Below are 16,976 nucleotides of genomic sequence, written 5' to 3'. Positions count from 1 at the left end.
TAATTTCTAGTTTTATTGCTATAATAAACCTTATTTTCACAAGGTTAAATATGAATATAAATCAAATAATTAATTTTAAATTTAATTTTAAAAAGATTTTATATAAAGCTTTATTTATTATTTTTATAATAATTCCACTTTTATATATTTTAATTATGAGTTCATATTTATTAGGGTTTAATCCACAAAAATATAGCAAAAACCCAGAAGCAAGTGAGAAGTTTTTAACCGGATATTTATTTATTGATATTGCAAATACATTAAATATTGTTTTTAAATACGATAGTTTTATTGTAAGACCTTTTTTAAATATAGCTAAAAATTATTATGATGAAGGTAAAAAGCTCTTGCCAGATGATAGTATTGAAGATGTTATGTGGTGGGTTTTGTATTATAAACGCATGTATGGTTTAACTAAAAAAACACAAGATTATAGTATGTTAGACAAGCTAAATTACGATGATTATCAAGAAATCTATGAAATGATAAAAAGAGTGCCTTATGGCAATATTTATTATGATGTAGATATTATGACAGAATATAGACTATCTAATATGCTTGGTTTGGTTATGCTATACATGTCTCATTCTCCACATAAAAGGTCATATGAGTATTATATAAAAGATTATGATAAAGCAAGTGAAATTTATGAGCTTTTAAATATAGCTTTTAATAAATACTATACATATCAAGCAGAGAAAAAATTTAATTACGCATTATATCTAGAAGTAATCATCAATGCCTTAAGCACTTCGGCATTTAAATATTATAGTGAAAACAATTACTACGATGGAACTTCAAAAATAGATGTTACTAATATACCTTTACCTGATTATATTTGTAATGCTACAGATACAATAAAAATTAATGAATACTTTAAAAAAGCTATTTTATTTACAGATAAAAGTAATGTATATATAAAGAATATCTATGATGGTTCGGTTAATTATTTATATGCTTTACATAAATATTGCCCAGAAGATAAGGAAATAAGATACAGAATGCTTAATGTTATTGTTAATAAATTTCAACCAATGTATAAAAAAGGAGAATTAAAAGATAAATAAACACTTATATCTTTTAAAGAATTTAAAATAGGAATTACAAAAAATAAAGAAAATTACCTTTAAAACTCATTTAGCTTTTTTGTAAATGAAATAAAAAAAGGTTGTTAGGCAAAATTTCGTTCAATTAGCATTAAAAAGTTTAAAAAGAGATAATGGAAAATACCCTAAAATTTTCCCTATCCTTTCCCCTTAAAAAAATAAAAGTTCCAAAAAAGCTTTTTTCTAAAAATGAAATTCCTATTTCAAATTCCTTTAAATTTATTTAGAAATTACATTAAAAATTAAAAGAATTACGAAATAAGAAATTAAATTCCTAATCAAACTATGATTTTTTTAATATTTGGATTTAATCTAACTAAGGCTTCATAAGGATTTGTATTAAAATAATTTGCATATTTTAAAGCATTATCAAATACACAAACTTCATCTTCTAAATCATAAGTGCTAAAGCTATCCATTGAGATTTTGCCTAATATCTTGCTTTTATCATCAGCTAAATAAACTTCACCTTCGCCTTTATAATAAAGCAAACCATCAGCATAACCTAAATCATAATTAGCAGCCACAAATTCATCATCACTAACAAAAACCTCATCATATCCTATGCTATCATTTTTATGGATTTTTCTTGAGCTAATTTTTTCTGCCCAAAGGCTTAAAACAGGTTTTAAATTAGCCTTAACATCACAATAACCAAATTGAGCTAAGCCAACACGAGCAGCACCATCAATATCATTTTCGCCTAAAAACAAGGTGCTAGAATTTGCCGAATGAAAGAATAATTCTTCATCATAATTTTGCTCTAAATACTCTTTCATTTTTATATAATTTGGCTTTTGAAATTTTATATTATTTGGGCTTGAATAATGCGTAAATGCTGAAACTAGCTTAAGATTTTTATCTTTAATAAGCTTTAAAACATCTTCAAGATTATGAGTGTTTATTCCACTTCTATGCATTCCGCTATCTAATTTTAGGGCTATTTTATCGCCCTTTTTTACATAATTTAAATAATTTATATCGTTTATTGCTAATACATAATTATCTTTTGCTTCATAATATTTTGGGATTTGAGAAAGGATTAAAATGTTTTTAAATTTATCTTTGATTTTTTGTGCTTCTTCTTGATTTTTTACTGCTGCATAAGTTACATTAAACTCTAATGCAAAATCACTAATAATATTTATATCATGCCCGTAAGCATTGTCTTTTAGAATAATTATTAGCTTATTTATATCCTTAACTCTTTTTAAGCATTCGTTTAAATTATAAAAATAATTATCTTTATTTATCTTAATAAAAGCCATTATTGTTCCGTTAAAATTGACATTTTGTTATTTAGCAATTCAACATATAAAGTTTTTTCTCCGTTAAAATTATATGTTGATGTTGCGTAGTTTTCATAAAATGTAATTTTAAATATTTTTCTTTGCTCTAAATTAGGATATGGAGCTATATTTATATCTTTAAACTTTATTGTTTTTTGCTGATTTCTACTAAAAATAGCTCTTTTTTGCTCTTTAAATTGAGCCATTTTAACTCCATCGTATTTAATAAAATCATCATTGTAATAACTTAAATATGTATTAACATCATTATTCGTCCAAGCATTTTTCCAATCAAATAAATCAGCTAAAAGAGTTGCTATTTCATCAGCATTTGTAGTCATTATGCCTTTTTCATTTATTAAAACATAGGTTTTATTTGTCTTTACGATAGCTTCAAAATCAAGAAGCACATCATTTGTCATAACAACGCAGCCCTTTGTTTTATACGCATCATATCTTACATCGCCTTCAAGTGGAAAGCCGTGTATCCAAATACCTGAGCCAGTTTTTTTACGAACTTTATCATATAAATTTGGATAATTTAAAACAAAAGCCCAAGGCCCATAATAAGTATCAGGTGGAACCATTTTGTTTAATACTTCATAAAAACCTATTGGAGTTTTTAAATCTCCTTCTTTGTTTTTATTACCCATTAAGCCTGTTATTACGCTTTGCTCAAATTTTGGGGTTAGTTTATTATTTTTTTGCTCAAATAAAACTAATTTTTGCTTATCTTTATCTACAACTACTATCATAGAATCATTACTATAATAGCCGTATTTTAAGTCTAATCCTTGTAATTGTGTTTTCCAAAAACTTGCATCAGCTAAACTAGATTCTAATTTTGCTTCAACTGCTTTGATTCCATCTTTTAAATAAAGTTGCAATAAGTTATCGGCATATAAAGATATTGATAATAATAAAATTATGATTTTTTTCACTATTTGCTCCTAATAAAGTTAAGAACTAATTATAAAAATTAATTTTAAAGCTAAGTTAATATTTTACATTTTCTTTTTTTGATTATAACTTTCAATTAATATAGCTTATTTATAATCTTAAAAAATTTTTAAAAAAGGAAGTTAAAAATGAAGAAGATTTTATTAGCATTAAGCCTTGGCGCAAGTTTATTTGCAGGTAGTATTGAAGTAAATGAACCTTATGTAAAAATCACACCACCAAATGCAAAAAACTCTGCTATTTTTATGAGTATTAAAAATAATTCAAACGAAGATGTAAAATTAATTGATGCAAAATGTGATTTTGCACAAAGCACAGAAATTCACACCCATATTCACGAAGATGGAATGATGAAGATGATTAGAATACAAGACGCAACAATTCCTGCAAACTCTAGCCTAGAACTTAAACCTAAAAGCTATCATGTAATGCTTATGGGGATTAAAGATAGCGTTAAAGAAGATACAAAACTTAATTTAGAACTAAGCTTTAGCAATGGAGAAAAACTAAAATTAAAAGACATTCCTGCAAAAGCAGTAGTTCCTATGCATCATTAATGAAAAAGATAATTTTAATAGCCTTAGTTTTACTAGGGCTTTTTTTTCTAATTCCTAATTCAAATTCCAAAAAGCGAGAATTAATAAAAGAGCTAAGCCCATTAGCTTGTGATTTAAACCAAACAGAATGCGTTATAAATTATAAAGGTAAAGATATTTCATTTAATATTGAGCCAAAACCTTTAAAAGTTTTAGAAGAAAGCAAAATAATCATAAAAAATTTAGATGAGATAAAGGATTTAAACGCAAGGCTTTATGGACTTAACATGTATATGGGCGATATTGTTGGAGAATTTGAAAGAATTGATAATGAATATTTAGCAAATATTGTCTTTAGCACTTGTGCTGAAAATACTATGAGATATAGACTTGAGCTATTTAGTAAAGATAAAAGCTTAGGTTTGTTTATTGATTTTGATGTTAGGAGATAAGATGAAAAAATTATTAATAGTTTTATTAACTTTATTTTTAAGCGCTTGTTTTAATAACAAATACGACTTTAGCATGAAAGGACCAAATGATAAAACTTATACTTTAAATGATTTTAAAGGCGAAAATTTATTAATATATTTTGGTTACACATTATGTGCTGATGTATGTCCTACTTCTATGGCAATTGCTTCAGAAGCTATTAAACAATTAAATAGAAATGATATAAAAATAATCTTTATTAGTCTTGATGTAAAAAGAGATGAGCCAAATGATGCTAGCGAATTTGTTCAATATTTTTATAAAAACTCAATAGCTCTAGTGCCAAGCGAAGATGAGCTTAAAAAAGTTGCGAAAAACTATGGGGTTAAATACGATTATATTTACCAAGATAGTGCTGCAGAATATACGGTAGCTCATAGTTCAAGTTTTTATATTATTGATAAAAATGGCAAATTTAAAGGAGAAATCAGCAATCTTGCTATGTCTAATGTTAAGAAAAAAATTAACGAATTTTTAGATAATAATTAACCTTTTGCCTTTACAATTCGGATTTTAAATATATAAAGGAGAAAAAATGGCTACTAAAAAAACTAGCGAAAAAGAAACCAAAAAAACAACTAAAACAACTGCAAAAAAAGAAAGCACTAAAAAACCTACCACTAAAAAAGAAGAGGTAAAAAAAGAAAGTGCAAAAAAAGAAAGCGTAAAAAAACCAGCAGCTAAAAAGCAAGAAAAAGTTGTAGTTGAAGAGGTTGCAAAATCTACTAAAACAAAGGAAACTACATTGTCAAGTGAAGTAAATAAGATTGAAGATTTACAAAACGAAATAGAAAAATTAAAAGCTGAATTAAATATAATCAAGCAATTTAACACAAATCGTGATAAAAACTCAAGCGATAAGATTTTCACAGAATTAGAAAAATTAAAGCAAGATATCTATGAATTAGGCGATAGAGTAGAAGAACTTGAATATCAAGTAAGCGAAAAAGACGATTATTAATATTCATTCCGTTTTTCGGAATGAATTACATTTATGTTACTTACATTTATACTTTCATTAATTAGCTTTGTAATTTTAATAAGCTTTAGACAAATTGATTATTTAGAATATTTTAATTTATTATATGAGTTTATAAGCTTTAAAACTTTAGCTTTATTATCTATGTTTATTGCTGTTAATAAATCCTTAGAATTAATCGGTGCGTTTAAATTGCTTGCATTTTTTATATTAAACAAAATCAAAAGTCTAAGAGCAATTATTAGTTCTTTGGTGTTTATATGTTTTTTTACTTCAATGCTAATTACTAATGATGTAGCATTAATTTGCTTTGTTCCTTTTAGTATTTATTTATTAAAAGAGCTAAAGGTTGAAAATATAACAATGCAAGTTGTAATCTTGCAAACCCTAGCTGCAAATCTAGGCTCAATGCTAACTCCATTTGGAAATCCACAAAATTTATTTATATTTACGCATTTTAAATTAAGCATAATTGATTTTATAAATACTATTTATATTTATTGTTTTGCTTCTTTTTTATTATTAATATTGTTTATTTTAAAGATTAAAAATCAAAATATTAAAATCAAATCCTTAGAAAAAAATCAAATTAATAACAAAATCTTTTTATTAAATATAATATTTTTTATCATTTCAATTGCTTGTGTTTTAGATATTTTTAATATTTATTTTGGATTTTTAATAGTAATATTAGGTTCATTACTAGCTAATAAAAATTCTATTTTTAAAGCTGATTTTGGAATTATTATTATTTTTATTAATTTATTTATTTTTGTAAAAAATATAAGCTTTTTTATAGAATTTAATAATATTGATATTTTTTATTACAGCATATTTTTATCATGGTTTATTAGCAATGTTCCTGCTTGTGTATTTTTGGCTAATTATACAAATGATTTTAAAGAATTATTAATAGGCGTAAATATAGGCTCTTTAGGAACTTTGATAGCTTCAATGGCGAGTTTAATTTCATATAAATATTATTTGGTTAGTTATAAAAATCATGCTTTTAAATATATTTTTCATTTTACTTGGATTAATATCGTTTTTTTAGTAGTTTTATTAGGTATAAAAGAATTATCCCGACTTTAATCGGGATAAGATTATTTAGCGTTGAATATGAAATCTTCTCTAAAGTCAATTTCAATTTCCGATTTCAAATTCCCTTGCAAAATTAGCTCACTTAGCCTTGAATCTATTTCTTGATAGATTGTTCTTTTTAATGCTCTTGCACCATATTCATCACTATAACCTATATTTAGAAGTTCTAGCTTAGCATTTTCGCTTATTTTAAAACTAATTCCAAGCTCAGCTAATTTATTACTAGTATTTTTTAGCAATATATCAACAATTTGCAAGCATAAATCTTTATTTAAAGCATTAAAGCCTACTATTTCATCAAGTCTATTAACAAACTCAGGCTTAAAGTATTTTAATAATTCTTTATTTATTAATTCATTTCTTTCTTTTTCATCTTTAATTTCTACAAACTTAGCCGCTCCAATATTGCTTGTAAAGATTATTAAAGTGTTTTTAAAATCTACTCTAAAGCCTTTGTTATCAGTTAAAGCCCCTTCATCAAGCATATTTAAAAATATATTAAATATCTCAGGATGTGCCTTTTCTATCTCATCAAAGAGTAATACCGAATAAGGTCTATTCTTAACAGCTTCAGTAAGTTGTCCGCCCTCATCACTTCCAACATAACCAACAGCTGAACCTATTAGATTGCTTACGCGATAGCTTTCAGCATATTCATTCATATCAAAACGAATTAAAGCTTTTTCATCATCAAAAAGCTCTTTTGCAATAGCTTTTGCAAGCTCAGTTTTTCCAACACCAGTAGGTCCAAGGAATAAAAAGCTTCCAATAGGACGATTAGAATCGCTTAACCCTGCTTTATTTGCCCTAACTGCACGAGCTAAAGCCTTAATAGCCTTATCTTGTCCTACAACTCTTTCTTCTAAACTTTTTTCTAAATTTAGATATTTTTCTTTTTCATCACTTAATAATTTTGAAGCTTTAATTCCTGTCATTTTTGCCAAAATTAATGCAACTTGTTCATCATCAACTTCATTTTTAAGCAAGGTTCCGCTTTCTTTTAATTTATTCCAATTTTCTTTAGCATTTTCTAGCTCATTTTTAGCTTGTGGGATTTTGCCATATTCAATCTCACCTGCTTTTTGATAATCGCCTTTAGATTTTGCTATATTTGCTTCGTTTGTTAATTCGTTAATCTCGCTCATTTTTTTAGAAATTTCTGCAAAAACTCTTTGTTCGTTTTCAAATTTCATTTTTAATTTTCTTTCATTTTCGCCTAACTCACTAAGCTCGTTTGCAATTTCTGCTAATCTTTCTTTATTTTTATCTTCACCTTCCATAAGCAATGCTTCTTTTTCAACCTTTAGCCTAACTATATTATTATTTACATTTCTAAGTGCTGCTGGTTCGCTTTCTATTTGCATTTTAAGTTCAGCCGCAGCCTCATCTATTAAATCAATTGCTTTATCAGGCAAAAATCTTCCTTGAATATAGCGATTACTAAGTTTTACAGCAGCTACCAAAGCTTTATCATTAATGCTAACATTATGATGAGCGCTAAGTCTTTCTTTAAGACCTCTTAGCATTGCTATTGCATCATTTACGCTTGGCTCATTTACAATAACACTTTGAAATCTTCTTTGCATTGCAGCGTCTTTTTCAAAGTATTTTTTATATTCTTTTAAAGTTGTTGCACCGATAGTCTTAAACTCACCCCTACTTAAAGCAGGTTTAAGTATATTAGCTGCATCCATACTTCCTTCGCTAGCACCAGCTCCTAAAATAGTATGTATTTCATCAATAAAAATTATAATATTTGGATTTGCTTTTACACTTTCAATTATATTTTTAAGTCTTTCTTCAAATTCCCCACGATATTTTGCCCCAGCTACTAATGCAGCTAAATCAAGGCTTAATATTTGCTTATTTGCTAAGCTACTTGGAACTTTTTTATTAGCAATTGCCTGAGCTAAAGCTTCTACAATAGCAGTTTTACCAACCCCAGGTTCGCCTAATAAAATAGGATTGTTTTTACTCTTTCTAATTAAGATTTGCATTACACGCTCAAGCTCGCTATCTCTTCCTGTAATTGGATCAAGCTTACCAGCTTTAGCTAGCTCAACTAAATTAGTGCAATATTTTTCTAATTCTTTATTACTTATATCATCTTGCTCTTTTTCAGTGATTTTTCTATCGCCCCTTAAAGCATTTAATTCGCTTTTTAAAACTAATAAATCGCAATAATCTTTTAATAACTCACAAATACCGCCTTTATCACATTCGCTTATAATCCACATATCAGTGCTTAAATAACTATCACCCTTACTTAGTGCATAACCTATAGCCTTTTCAAGTGAATTTAATAAAGCATTACTAGGTTTAATATTATTAGCATTAACTCCATCTACTTTAGGTAAATTGTCTGCTTTGCTTTTTAACATTAGTGATATTGCAGTTTTGTCAATTCCTATCTTATTAAATACTTGATTTAGTATCGAAGTAGAATCATTTGCAATGGTCCATAATATATGAAATGGCTCTAAATTGCCGTTTTTATTAAATACACATAAGCTTACAGCTTGGCTTAGAGTTTCGTTAAATTGATTAGTTAATTTTTCTTGTATATTCATAATATCTCCTTTAATTGATAATGAACGCATTATATAACTTTAGTGTATCATTGTCAAGTATAAAATAAATTTTATCACTTAAATAGTTAAAGTGCTAAGTATTTTATTAAAAATTACAGATTTACGCTTACTTGTATTTAAAAAATTGCGTTAAAATCACAGCTTTATCTTAAATCTTATTGGAGCTATCGTGAAACTTAATAAAAAAATATTTTTATGTATTGCACTTGGAATTTCGTTGTTTGCAAAAACCGATGAAGAAGCAGAAAGACAAGCTTTTTCTAAACTAATTAAAACTTTTAGAATGATAGAGGCAAACTATGTTGATGAAATAACAATAGAACAATTAGTTGATAAATCATTAGAAGGTTTGCTTAGCAATCTTGATGCACACTCAGCGTTTTTAAACGAAAAAAATTTCAAATCTCTTCAAGAAAGCACGAACGGAGAATTCGGTGGTCTTGGAATGACATTATCAGTAAAAGATAATGCAATAACAGTTATTGCACCGATAGAAGGAACACCTGCTGATAAAGCTGGAATTAAAGCAGGAGATGTTATTTTAAAGATAGAAAATGAAAGCACAATAGGAATGAGTCTTGATGATGCAGTTTCTAAAATGCGTGGCAAACCGAATACTAAGATTAATATTACAATTTATAGAAAAGGCGAGAAAAAGCCATTAGATTTTACGATTACAAGAGATATTATAAAAGTTGAAAGTGTTTATGCTAAAAATATTGAAAATACTAATTATTTGTATTTAAGAATTACTAGCTTTGATAGAAATGTTGTAGGAAAAGTAAAAGAAGCTTTAACACTTAATAAAAATATAAAAGGAATTGTAATTGATTTAAGAAACAATCCAGGTGGTTTATTAAATCAAGCTACTGATTTATTAAATTTATTTATAGATAACGGAGTTTTAGTATCTCAAAAAGGAAGAGATGAGAATGCTAAAATAGATACAATTGCAATTAAAAAAGCTGCAATAAATACTACAATTCCTATTAGTATCATAGTAAATGGCGGAAGTGCAAGTGCAAGCGAAATCGTAAGTGGTGCAATGCAAGATAGAAAAAGAGCTATTATTGTGGGCGAAAAGACTTTTGGTAAAGGAAGTGTTCAAATGATTAGAGAAATCAATGCAAAAGAAGGTGTAAAACTTACAATTGCAAAATACTATTTACCAAGCGGAAGAACCATTCAAGCAGTTGGTGTTACTCCTGATATCATCGTTCATCCAGGAAAAGTTACTATGGAAGAAGAAGGCTTTAGTATAAAAGAAAGCGAACTTAAAAAACATTTAGAAAATGAATTAGAAAAAATTGATGGCAAAAAAGAAAATAAAAACGATAAAAACACAATGACCCAAGAACAAATCAATAATGACGCTCAATTAAAATCAGCAATTGATGCTCTAAAAATATTAGAAATTAAAGGAAATTAATGAAAAAATTAATCTTTTTAATATTTGCTATAACACTTTTTGCAGCTCCTTCTAAGGAGCTTAGCGTAATGGATGCTCAAGTTTATACAAACCTTAATCAAAATGAAGAAGCTAGTAGTTTTAATAGCAATATTAAAGAAGAATTTAAAGATTTTGTTGAACTAGCAATAGAAGCAAATTTTTCAAAAAGTGAAGTAAAAATTAAAGAAGTTTTTTATGCAGATATAACCATTAATTCAAACCATAAAACTAATTTTACTCCACAAATAGAATTTGAAAAAAGCATTGATATGCAAGTTCTTACTAAAGATATAAAATTTAGTAGCGAAAATGGTGTGTATAAAACTCGTGTTTATTTTCAAGCAAATACAGCAAATGCTAAATTAAACTCGATTAGTGCTAAACTATTTAGAAATACGCAAGAAATCGGAAATGCTAAAATTAGTCTTAATAATATCAGTATAAATGAATTAAAATTCAATAAAGATTATTCGCAATTAGTTGCAAGTAATTTAAAAATAACTAATCTAAAATGCACCGAATACGATGAAACAAGCACAATTTGTGGAATGGATGCAAAAGCTGAAAATACAAACTTTAATAACTTTTCTTTAAAAAATGTAAAATCTCAAAGCATTACAAATGTAGGCAAAGATTATGAGAATGCAAAATGCTCTATTGCACTAATTTTTCCAAACAATTTAAAAAGTTTTTCGTTTTCTTATTTTGACCCAATTCAAAATGATTTTATAGAATATTCAAATAATATAGTTGTGGAATCAGAAGAAATTAGCACACAAACTGACTTAAATCCTATTACAAAAGAAATTAATTTTTATTTACAAATAGGAAGCTTGATTTTAGCTATAATTTGTCTTGTAATTGTTGTTATATTTAAAAGATTTTTTTCTTTAATAGCTGTTGCTTTAGTATTTATTGCTTTTGCATTTATTGATGGTGGAGAATTTAGCAATGCCAAATTAAAAGCAGGTGCTAATGTTAGGATATTACCTACAAATAATTCAACAATTTTTTATAAAAACACAAACTTAAAAGAAGTAAAAGTTCTAGCAAAAAAAGATGATTTTGTTAAAGTTGCTTTAGATGAAGATACGAGTGGCTGGGTAAAAAATGAAGATATTGAATAAAATCATTACTATTTTTTTGGCATTAATTATTGCAATAAGCATTGCTATTGTAATAATTTTGATGTTTTTATTTCCTAAAAAAAATTATATCATTAGAAAAACATGGGCTAAATTTATTAAAAAACTATGCTTTTACAAAATAGAAGTAAAAGGCGAATTTGATAATAACGCTAGAATGATTATTCTAAATCATCGCTCAATGCTTGATATTATCGCACTTGAAGATGTTTATCCAAAAGATTTAGCTTGGATAGCAAAAAAACAAATTGAAGAGATATTTTTCTTTGGAAATATTATTAAATTACCTAAAATGATTTCAATTGATAGAGAAAATGCAAGAGATTTTATAAGAGTAATTAACGAAGCAAAAGATAGACTAGAGTCTAATAGAAATATTTCAATGTTTCCTGAAGGAACTAGAAATGATGGCTATGAATTATTAAGATTTAAAAAAGGTGCTTCAATGCTAGCTACTAAGCTTGATGTTGTGGTTCAACCTGTTATAATTATAGGCTCAAAAGAGATTTTAGATAGCAAAAAACTATCAATTCACTTAGGTAAAAAGCTTACAATAATACCTTTAAAACCTTTGCAAGCTAACGAATTAGACAATGCAAGAGATTTAATGCAAGAAGCTATTAATGAATATTTCAAGGAAAATAAGTGAATATATTAATGGTTGCTTTAGGCGGCTCTTTTGGAGCAGTTTTTAGGTATTTATTAAGCACTTTTATAAATCGTAATTCCGAATTCAAATTCTTTGTCGCAGGAACTTTAATTGTCAATGTATTAGGGTGTTTTTTGATAGGATTATTTTATGCACTTGCTAAAAATTATGAGAGCTTAAGTAATTTTAGATTATTAATAGTTGTTGGTTTTTTAGGAGCTTTTACTACTTTTTCATCTATATCTTATGAAAGCATTGAGCTTTTTAAAAGATTTGGTTTCGTTGCCTTTAGTGCAAATATTATTTTAAATTTAATATTTGGACTAATAGCAACTTATGTTGCTTTAAACTATATTAAATAAGGAGAAATTATGGAATTTAAAACCGAAGTAAATCAATTACTTAATTTAATGATTCATTCACTTTATTCAAACAAAGAAATATTTTTAAGAGAACTTATATCAAACTCAAGCGATGCAATCGATAAGCTAAATTTCTTAAGCCTTAGCGATGATAAATATAAAGGAATTAGCTTTAGTCCTAGTATTAAAATTAGCGTTAATAAAGACGCAAAACTTCTAATTATTGAAGATAATGGTATAGGAATGGATGAAGCTGATTTAAACAATAATTTAGGAACAATAGCTTCAAGTGGCACTAAAAAATTCTTAGAAAACCTAAGTGATGATGCTAAGAAAAATAGCGATTTGATAGGTCAATTTGGTGTTGGATTTTATTCAGCTTTCATGGTTGCAAACAAGATTGAAGTATATACAAAAAAAGCTTTATGCAATGAATCATTTTTATGGAGTAGCGATACAAACGGCTATGAAATAAGCAAAACAAATAAAGAAAACATAGGAACAAAAATAGTTCTTCATCTAAAAGATGATGAGTTTTTAGATACTTATAAAATAGAAAGTCTAGTAAGCAAGTATTCAAATCATATCTCGTATCCAATTTTCTTAGAAAAAGAAGTTAGCGTTGGCGAGGGTGATGATAAAAAAACCGAACTAAAATTTGAGCAAATTAATAAAGCAAAAGCTTTATGGAGAGAAAACAAAGCTAGCCTTAAAAAAGAAGATTATTTAAAATTCTATGAAGGCATAAGCTATGATAGCAAAGAACCACTTTTATATGTGCATACAAAAAGCGAAGGTGGTTCATTAGAATATTCAAGTTTATTTTTTATACCAGCAAGCGCTCCACATGATTTATATAGAGTAGATTATGAAAAAGGCATAAAACTTTATGTAAAAAGAGTTTTAATTAGCGAAAAAGAAGAGATTTTACCAACTTATTTAAGATTTGTTAAAGGTGTGCTTGATGTTGAAGACTTACCTTTAAATGTTAGCCGTGAGATTTTACAAGAAAATGTAATTTTGAAAAAAATTAAAGAAATAAGCACTAAAAAAATCTTAAATGAATTAGAAAAATTACAAAAAAACGATGCAGAAAAATATAACGAATTTTATAAATTATTCGGAGCTGTTTTAAAAGAAGCTTTATTTGACCCAAGCGCAAATAAAGATGAAATATTAACATTATGCAAATTTGATAATAGCCAAGATGACAAGCAAATAACACTTGAAGAATATTGTGCTAATTTGGGCGAAAATAAAACTATTTATTATCTAATAGGCGAAAACAAAGAATTATTAAAACATTCTCCACTACTTGAAAGCTACAAGAAAAACGGAATAAATGTATTATTATTAAGCGATAAGATTGATCCAATTGTAATGCCAATGGTTCATAAATATAAAGATTATGATTTAAAAGCAATCAACGAAGTAAGCGAAATCAAAAAAGATGATTTAAACGAAGAGCAAAAAAGCTTTTGTGAAAAATTAAGCGAAATCTTAAAAAGCGATGTAAAAGAAGTGGTATTATCAAATAGCTTAGAAAGCTCATTATCAAGCCTTGTGTATGATAGCAACGATCAAGAATACATGATGGCTAAAATGATGGCTCAATTTAGCGGAGAAAAAATGAATGCTAAAGGCGTTTTACAATTAAATGCAAAGCATGAGCTAGTAGAAAAATTAGTAAGCAATAATGATGATGAAAAGCTAAAAGATTTAGCATATCTTGCATACGGCACGGCTGCACTTGCTCAAGGATTAGAGTTTGCTAAGGTTGCTGAGTTTAACGAAGCTGTAATTAATCTTGCTAAAAAAGCATTTTAATGAAAGAAAATAAAGCCTATTTAAGCGAACAAATAATTACTTATTTAGGCAACAAACGCTCCTTGCTAGATTTTATTAGCACAGGCGTTGAATTTGCTAAAACCGAGCTTAAAAAAGATAAATTAAGCTCGGTTGATTTGTTTAGTGGAAGTGGAATAGTTGCAAGGTTTTTAAAACAACACTCAAGCTATTTAATAGCAAATGATTTAGAAAGTTATAGCAAAGCAATAAATGAATGCTATTTATCAAATATAAATGATGATTTTTATAAAGAGCTTTTAAAAGAACATGAAATATTAAGCCAAAATATCATAAATAATTTAAACGAAAATGGCTTTATAAGAGAGCTTTATTCTCCAAAAGATGAATTAAATATACAAAAAGTTGATAGAGCTTTTTATACAAATTATAATGCAAGTTTTATTGATACAACTAGAATGCTTTTAGAAAATCATCAATACAAAAAGTATTTTTTAGCTCCACTTTTATATATTTCAAGCGTAAATGTAAATACAAGTGGAGTTTTTAAAGGCTTTTATAAAAACAAAAACGGCATAGGACAATGGGGTGGCGAAGGCAAGAATGCACTTAGTAGGATTACTACGAAAATGACTTTGCCTATGCCAATTTTTTCAAATTATGATGTGCCTTTTAGTGTATTTCAAAAGGACGCTAATGTTTTAGCTAATGAACTTGATTGTGATTTATGCTATATTGACCCACCATATAACGAACATCCTTATGGCTCAAATTATTTTATGCTAAATCTAATTACAAATTATGTAAAACCACAAGATATTTCAAAAATCTCAGGCATTGCACAAGGCTGGAATAAAAGTGCTTATAATTCTAGAAATAAAGCTAGTGAGAGTTTTTTTGATTTAATAGATAAATTAAAGGCAAAAATTATTCTAATCTCATACAACAACGAAGGAATAATTAGCGAAAATGAGTTTAAAACTAAACTTTCAAAAATGGGTAAGCTAAAAGTATTAGAGCAAAAATACAATACTTTTAGAGCAAGTAGAAACCTAAATAATCGCAAAATTCATGTAAAAGAACTGCTGTTTATTTTAAAAAAATATTAAGCAAATTCCTATTTCAAATTCTTTAAAATTTTCCTAGTAATAGCTAGTTATGGATTATATATTATTGAAATGCCGTATTGCATAAAACTATATTTGCTATTTAAGTAAAAATTAAGAATGGGGGGGGGTATAATAAATATCAAATCCTATTTTTTTTAACGGATTTATAATAAATTTTATTTAAAGGAAAAATAATGGAAACAATCATAACTATGTATAAAACAAAGAAAAAACCTACTACAGAAGTAGATTTTGAATGGCCACAAGATGCTGAGCTAGTAGAATATGGTTATTATATTAGCCCTATATTGCAACAATTTTTGCAAGATCTTTGTAAACGCAAAAATGGTAAAAATGAATTTAGCAGAATACTAATTACAGAAAACGACTTATTAGAGCTTAATTGTTTTCTTACAGATCTTAGCTTCTTTGGGGAAGCAAATCGTGATGAAGATATAACAGTAACTGATCTATATCATAAACATTGTGCAGGTATAGATAAAGATATTGAAGTAGCTAAAAGTATTATAAATAATGGTGGCTGTGTGTTCTATCAATTGAGTTAGTTGCTATTAGGCTTATAATTTATGTGTTTTAAACAATATTATAATTAATACTATAAGTACTTAAAACACTAAAATTTTAGAAAAATACTTAGTCATTAGCACCTTATAAAAATTAAAAATGGAGAAAATAAAAATGACAATGATGGTATTACTTTTAATCGCACTAAGTGTATGGATAAGACCTTTACTAGGAGTATTAGTTCTTTATGGTATATATTTAATGTGGGCATACATGTGGGATGCTCTTGTATGGCTTTATACAAATGGAGTTCCATTTATATGGACATGTATAAAATGGTCACCTGCAATTTTTGCATTCTTCTATTTTGGTGATAAAATAGGTAAATGGGCTGATAAAGAATTAGCAAAAAACAACAAAAAATAACTAAACAACACATATAAACAACAAACAGATATAAACATAAAATCTGTTTATGTTTATATGAAATTTATTATTAAATCAAAAATATAAAGCATTTTATCTAGTATTTAACTATGTTAAAAATCAATTAAAAGCAAAACTATTTAAACTATTACAATAAGTGAAAATAAATTAAAAAAACCAAACTTGAAAAATATTAGAGCAAACAAAACTTAAATAATCGCAAAATTCACTACAAGAATAGCTGTTTATATTAAAAAAATATTAATCCAATTCCTATTTCAAATTCTTTAAAATTTTCCTAGTTATATCTAATAATAAACTTCATATTATTTTTAAGTTACAAAATTATTTACAAACCATGTTTTGCTAGGATTAGATTTTAAAGATATGCTGGTCTAATTGGGGTAGCAAAATTTCGTTTCCAATTCTTTCAAATTCTAAATTAAATTA

General features: G+C 26.8%; 17 protein-coding genes. 14 read left to right on the top strand and 3 right to left on the bottom strand.

Going from position 1 to position 16,976, the window contains the following annotated elements; genetic code table 11:
• Nucleotides 1-50 precede the first annotated feature (50 nt).
• Nucleotides 51-1,067: a hypothetical protein gene (locus AVANS_RS02505; protein ID WP_239818083.1), complete on the top strand. Its 1,017-nt coding sequence runs from the start codon at nucleotides 51-53 to the stop codon at nucleotides 1,065-1,067.
• 317 nt (nucleotides 1,068-1,384) lie between these two features.
• Here AVANS_RS02505 and AVANS_RS02500 read toward each other — a convergent pair whose 3' ends face one another.
• Both AVANS_RS02500 and AVANS_RS02495 read right to left on the bottom strand, forming a co-directional pair.
• Nucleotides 1,385-2,374 (bottom strand): alanine racemase, encoded by a 990-nt coding sequence (locus AVANS_RS02500; protein ID WP_239818082.1) that lies wholly within the window; start codon nucleotides 2,372-2,374, stop codon nucleotides 1,385-1,387.
• A complete protein-coding gene (locus AVANS_RS02495; RefSeq protein WP_239818081.1) occupies nucleotides 2,374-3,336 on the bottom strand; it encodes a L,D-transpeptidase family protein in 963 nt (320 codons plus the stop codon). The genes AVANS_RS02500 and AVANS_RS02495 overlap by 1 nt, the downstream gene beginning before the upstream one ends.
• 147 nt (nucleotides 3,337-3,483) lie before the next feature.
• Between AVANS_RS02495 and AVANS_RS02490 the strand changes: the two genes are divergently transcribed.
• The 5 genes from AVANS_RS02490 to AVANS_RS02470 are packed head-to-tail and all read left to right on the top strand — an operon-like array spanning nucleotide 3,484 to nucleotide 6,454.
• The gene (locus tag AVANS_RS02490) at nucleotides 3,484-3,912 is read left to right on the top strand and encodes a copper chaperone PCu(A)C (RefSeq protein WP_239818080.1); all 429 of its coding nucleotides are present in this window, start codon (nucleotides 3,484-3,486) and stop codon (nucleotides 3,910-3,912) included.
• On the top strand, nucleotides 3,912-4,343 hold the full coding sequence (locus AVANS_RS02485; protein ID WP_239818079.1) for a hypothetical protein: 432 nt from the start codon (nucleotides 3,912-3,914) through the stop codon (nucleotides 4,341-4,343). Before AVANS_RS02490 ends, AVANS_RS02485 begins: the two co-directional genes overlap by 1 nt.
• Nucleotide 4,344: 1 nt before the next feature.
• A complete protein-coding gene (locus tag AVANS_RS02480; RefSeq protein WP_239818078.1) occupies nucleotides 4,345-4,872 on the top strand; it encodes an SCO family protein in 528 nt (175 codons plus the stop codon).
• 46 nt (nucleotides 4,873-4,918) lie between these two features.
• Entirely contained in the window at nucleotides 4,919-5,344 is a 426-nt protein-coding gene (locus AVANS_RS02475; protein ID WP_239818077.1) for a hypothetical protein, read from the top strand.
• A gap of 33 nt (nucleotides 5,345-5,377) precedes the next feature.
• The gene (locus tag AVANS_RS02470) at nucleotides 5,378-6,454 is read left to right on the top strand and encodes an SLC13 family permease (protein WP_239818076.1); all 1,077 of its coding nucleotides are present in this window, start codon (nucleotides 5,378-5,380) and stop codon (nucleotides 6,452-6,454) included.
• A gap of 11 nt (nucleotides 6,455-6,465) precedes the next feature.
• Here the strand turns inward: AVANS_RS02470 and AVANS_RS02465 are convergent, their stop codons facing one another.
• The gene (locus AVANS_RS02465; RefSeq protein ID WP_239818075.1) at nucleotides 6,466-9,033 is read right to left on the bottom strand and encodes an ATP-dependent Clp protease ATP-binding subunit; all 2,568 of its coding nucleotides are present in this window, start codon (nucleotides 9,031-9,033) and stop codon (nucleotides 6,466-6,468) included.
• 190 nt (nucleotides 9,034-9,223) lie between these two features.
• Between AVANS_RS02465 and AVANS_RS02460 the strand changes: the two genes are divergently transcribed.
• From AVANS_RS02460 to AVANS_RS02425, 8 genes are all read left to right on the top strand, one after another.
• Nucleotides 9,224-10,483, top strand: coding sequence for a S41 family peptidase (locus AVANS_RS02460; RefSeq protein WP_239818074.1), 1,260 nt, complete (start codon nucleotides 9,224-9,226; stop codon nucleotides 10,481-10,483).
• Nucleotides 10,483-11,631 (top strand): SH3 domain-containing protein, encoded by a 1,149-nt coding sequence (locus AVANS_RS02455; RefSeq protein WP_239818073.1) that lies wholly within the window; start codon nucleotides 10,483-10,485, stop codon nucleotides 11,629-11,631. The genes AVANS_RS02460 and AVANS_RS02455 overlap by 1 nt, the downstream gene beginning before the upstream one ends.
• The gene (locus AVANS_RS02450; RefSeq protein ID WP_239818072.1) at nucleotides 11,624-12,298 is read left to right on the top strand and encodes a lysophospholipid acyltransferase family protein; all 675 of its coding nucleotides are present in this window, start codon (nucleotides 11,624-11,626) and stop codon (nucleotides 12,296-12,298) included. The genes AVANS_RS02455 and AVANS_RS02450 overlap by 8 nt, the downstream gene beginning before the upstream one ends.
• Nucleotides 12,295-12,660, top strand: a complete 366-nt coding sequence (crcB, locus tag AVANS_RS02445) for a fluoride efflux transporter CrcB (RefSeq protein WP_239818071.1) — start codon at nucleotides 12,295-12,297, stop codon at nucleotides 12,658-12,660. The genes AVANS_RS02450 and crcB overlap by 4 nt, the downstream gene beginning before the upstream one ends.
• A gap of 9 nt (nucleotides 12,661-12,669) precedes the next feature.
• Nucleotides 12,670-14,487: a molecular chaperone HtpG gene (htpG, locus tag AVANS_RS02440; protein ID WP_239818070.1), complete on the top strand. Its 1,818-nt coding sequence runs from the start codon at nucleotides 12,670-12,672 to the stop codon at nucleotides 14,485-14,487.
• The gene (locus tag AVANS_RS02435; RefSeq protein ID WP_239818069.1) at nucleotides 14,487-15,575 is read left to right on the top strand and encodes a DNA adenine methylase; all 1,089 of its coding nucleotides are present in this window, start codon (nucleotides 14,487-14,489) and stop codon (nucleotides 15,573-15,575) included. The genes htpG and AVANS_RS02435 overlap by 1 nt, the downstream gene beginning before the upstream one ends.
• Nucleotides 15,576-15,769: 194 nt before the next feature.
• Nucleotides 15,770-16,141, top strand: coding sequence for a hypothetical protein (locus tag AVANS_RS02430; RefSeq protein ID WP_239818068.1), 372 nt, complete (start codon nucleotides 15,770-15,772; stop codon nucleotides 16,139-16,141).
• A 118-nt stretch (nucleotides 16,142-16,259) separates the two neighbouring features.
• Complete coding sequence (locus AVANS_RS02425) at nucleotides 16,260-16,526, top strand: hypothetical protein (RefSeq protein WP_239818067.1); 267 nt, start codon at nucleotides 16,260-16,262, stop codon at nucleotides 16,524-16,526.
• Nucleotides 16,527-16,976 lie beyond the last annotated feature (450 nt).

The sequence above is a fragment of the Campylobacter sp. RM5004 genome, from assembly GCF_022369455.1.
Classification (GTDB): domain Bacteria; phylum Campylobacterota; class Campylobacteria; order Campylobacterales; family Campylobacteraceae; genus Campylobacter_E.
This window is presented reverse-complemented; position numbering and strand designations above follow the sequence as displayed.

Excerpts from the sequence above, each read along its gene's own strand:
- AVANS_RS02505 (WP_239818083.1), top strand. The coding sequence starts at position 51 with ATGAATATAAATCAAATAATTAATTTTAAATTTAATTTTAAAAAGATT.
- AVANS_RS02500 (WP_239818082.1), bottom strand. The coding sequence starts at position 2,374 with ATGGCTTTTATTAAGATAAATAAAGATAATTATTTTTATAATTTAAAC.
- AVANS_RS02490 (WP_239818080.1), top strand. The coding sequence starts at position 3,484 with ATGAAGAAGATTTTATTAGCATTAAGCCTTGGCGCAAGTTTATTTGCA.
- AVANS_RS02485 (WP_239818079.1), top strand. The coding sequence starts at position 3,912 with ATGAAAAAGATAATTTTAATAGCCTTAGTTTTACTAGGGCTTTTTTTT.
- AVANS_RS02480 (WP_239818078.1), top strand. The coding sequence starts at position 4,345 with ATGAAAAAATTATTAATAGTTTTATTAACTTTATTTTTAAGCGCTTGT.
- AVANS_RS02475 (WP_239818077.1), top strand. The coding sequence starts at position 4,919 with ATGGCTACTAAAAAAACTAGCGAAAAAGAAACCAAAAAAACAACTAAA.
- AVANS_RS02470 (WP_239818076.1), top strand. The coding sequence starts at position 5,378 with ATGTTACTTACATTTATACTTTCATTAATTAGCTTTGTAATTTTAATA.
- AVANS_RS02465 (WP_239818075.1), bottom strand. The coding sequence starts at position 9,033 with ATGAATATACAAGAAAAATTAACTAATCAATTTAACGAAACTCTAAGC.
- AVANS_RS02455 (WP_239818073.1), top strand. The coding sequence starts at position 10,483 with ATGAAAAAATTAATCTTTTTAATATTTGCTATAACACTTTTTGCAGCT.
- htpG (WP_239818070.1), top strand. The coding sequence starts at position 12,670 with ATGGAATTTAAAACCGAAGTAAATCAATTACTTAATTTAATGATTCAT.
- AVANS_RS02435 (WP_239818069.1), top strand. The coding sequence starts at position 14,487 with ATGAAAGAAAATAAAGCCTATTTAAGCGAACAAATAATTACTTATTTA.
- AVANS_RS02430 (WP_239818068.1), top strand. The coding sequence starts at position 15,770 with ATGGAAACAATCATAACTATGTATAAAACAAAGAAAAAACCTACTACA.
- AVANS_RS02425 (WP_239818067.1), top strand. The coding sequence starts at position 16,260 with ATGGAGAAAATAAAAATGACAATGATGGTATTACTTTTAATCGCACTA.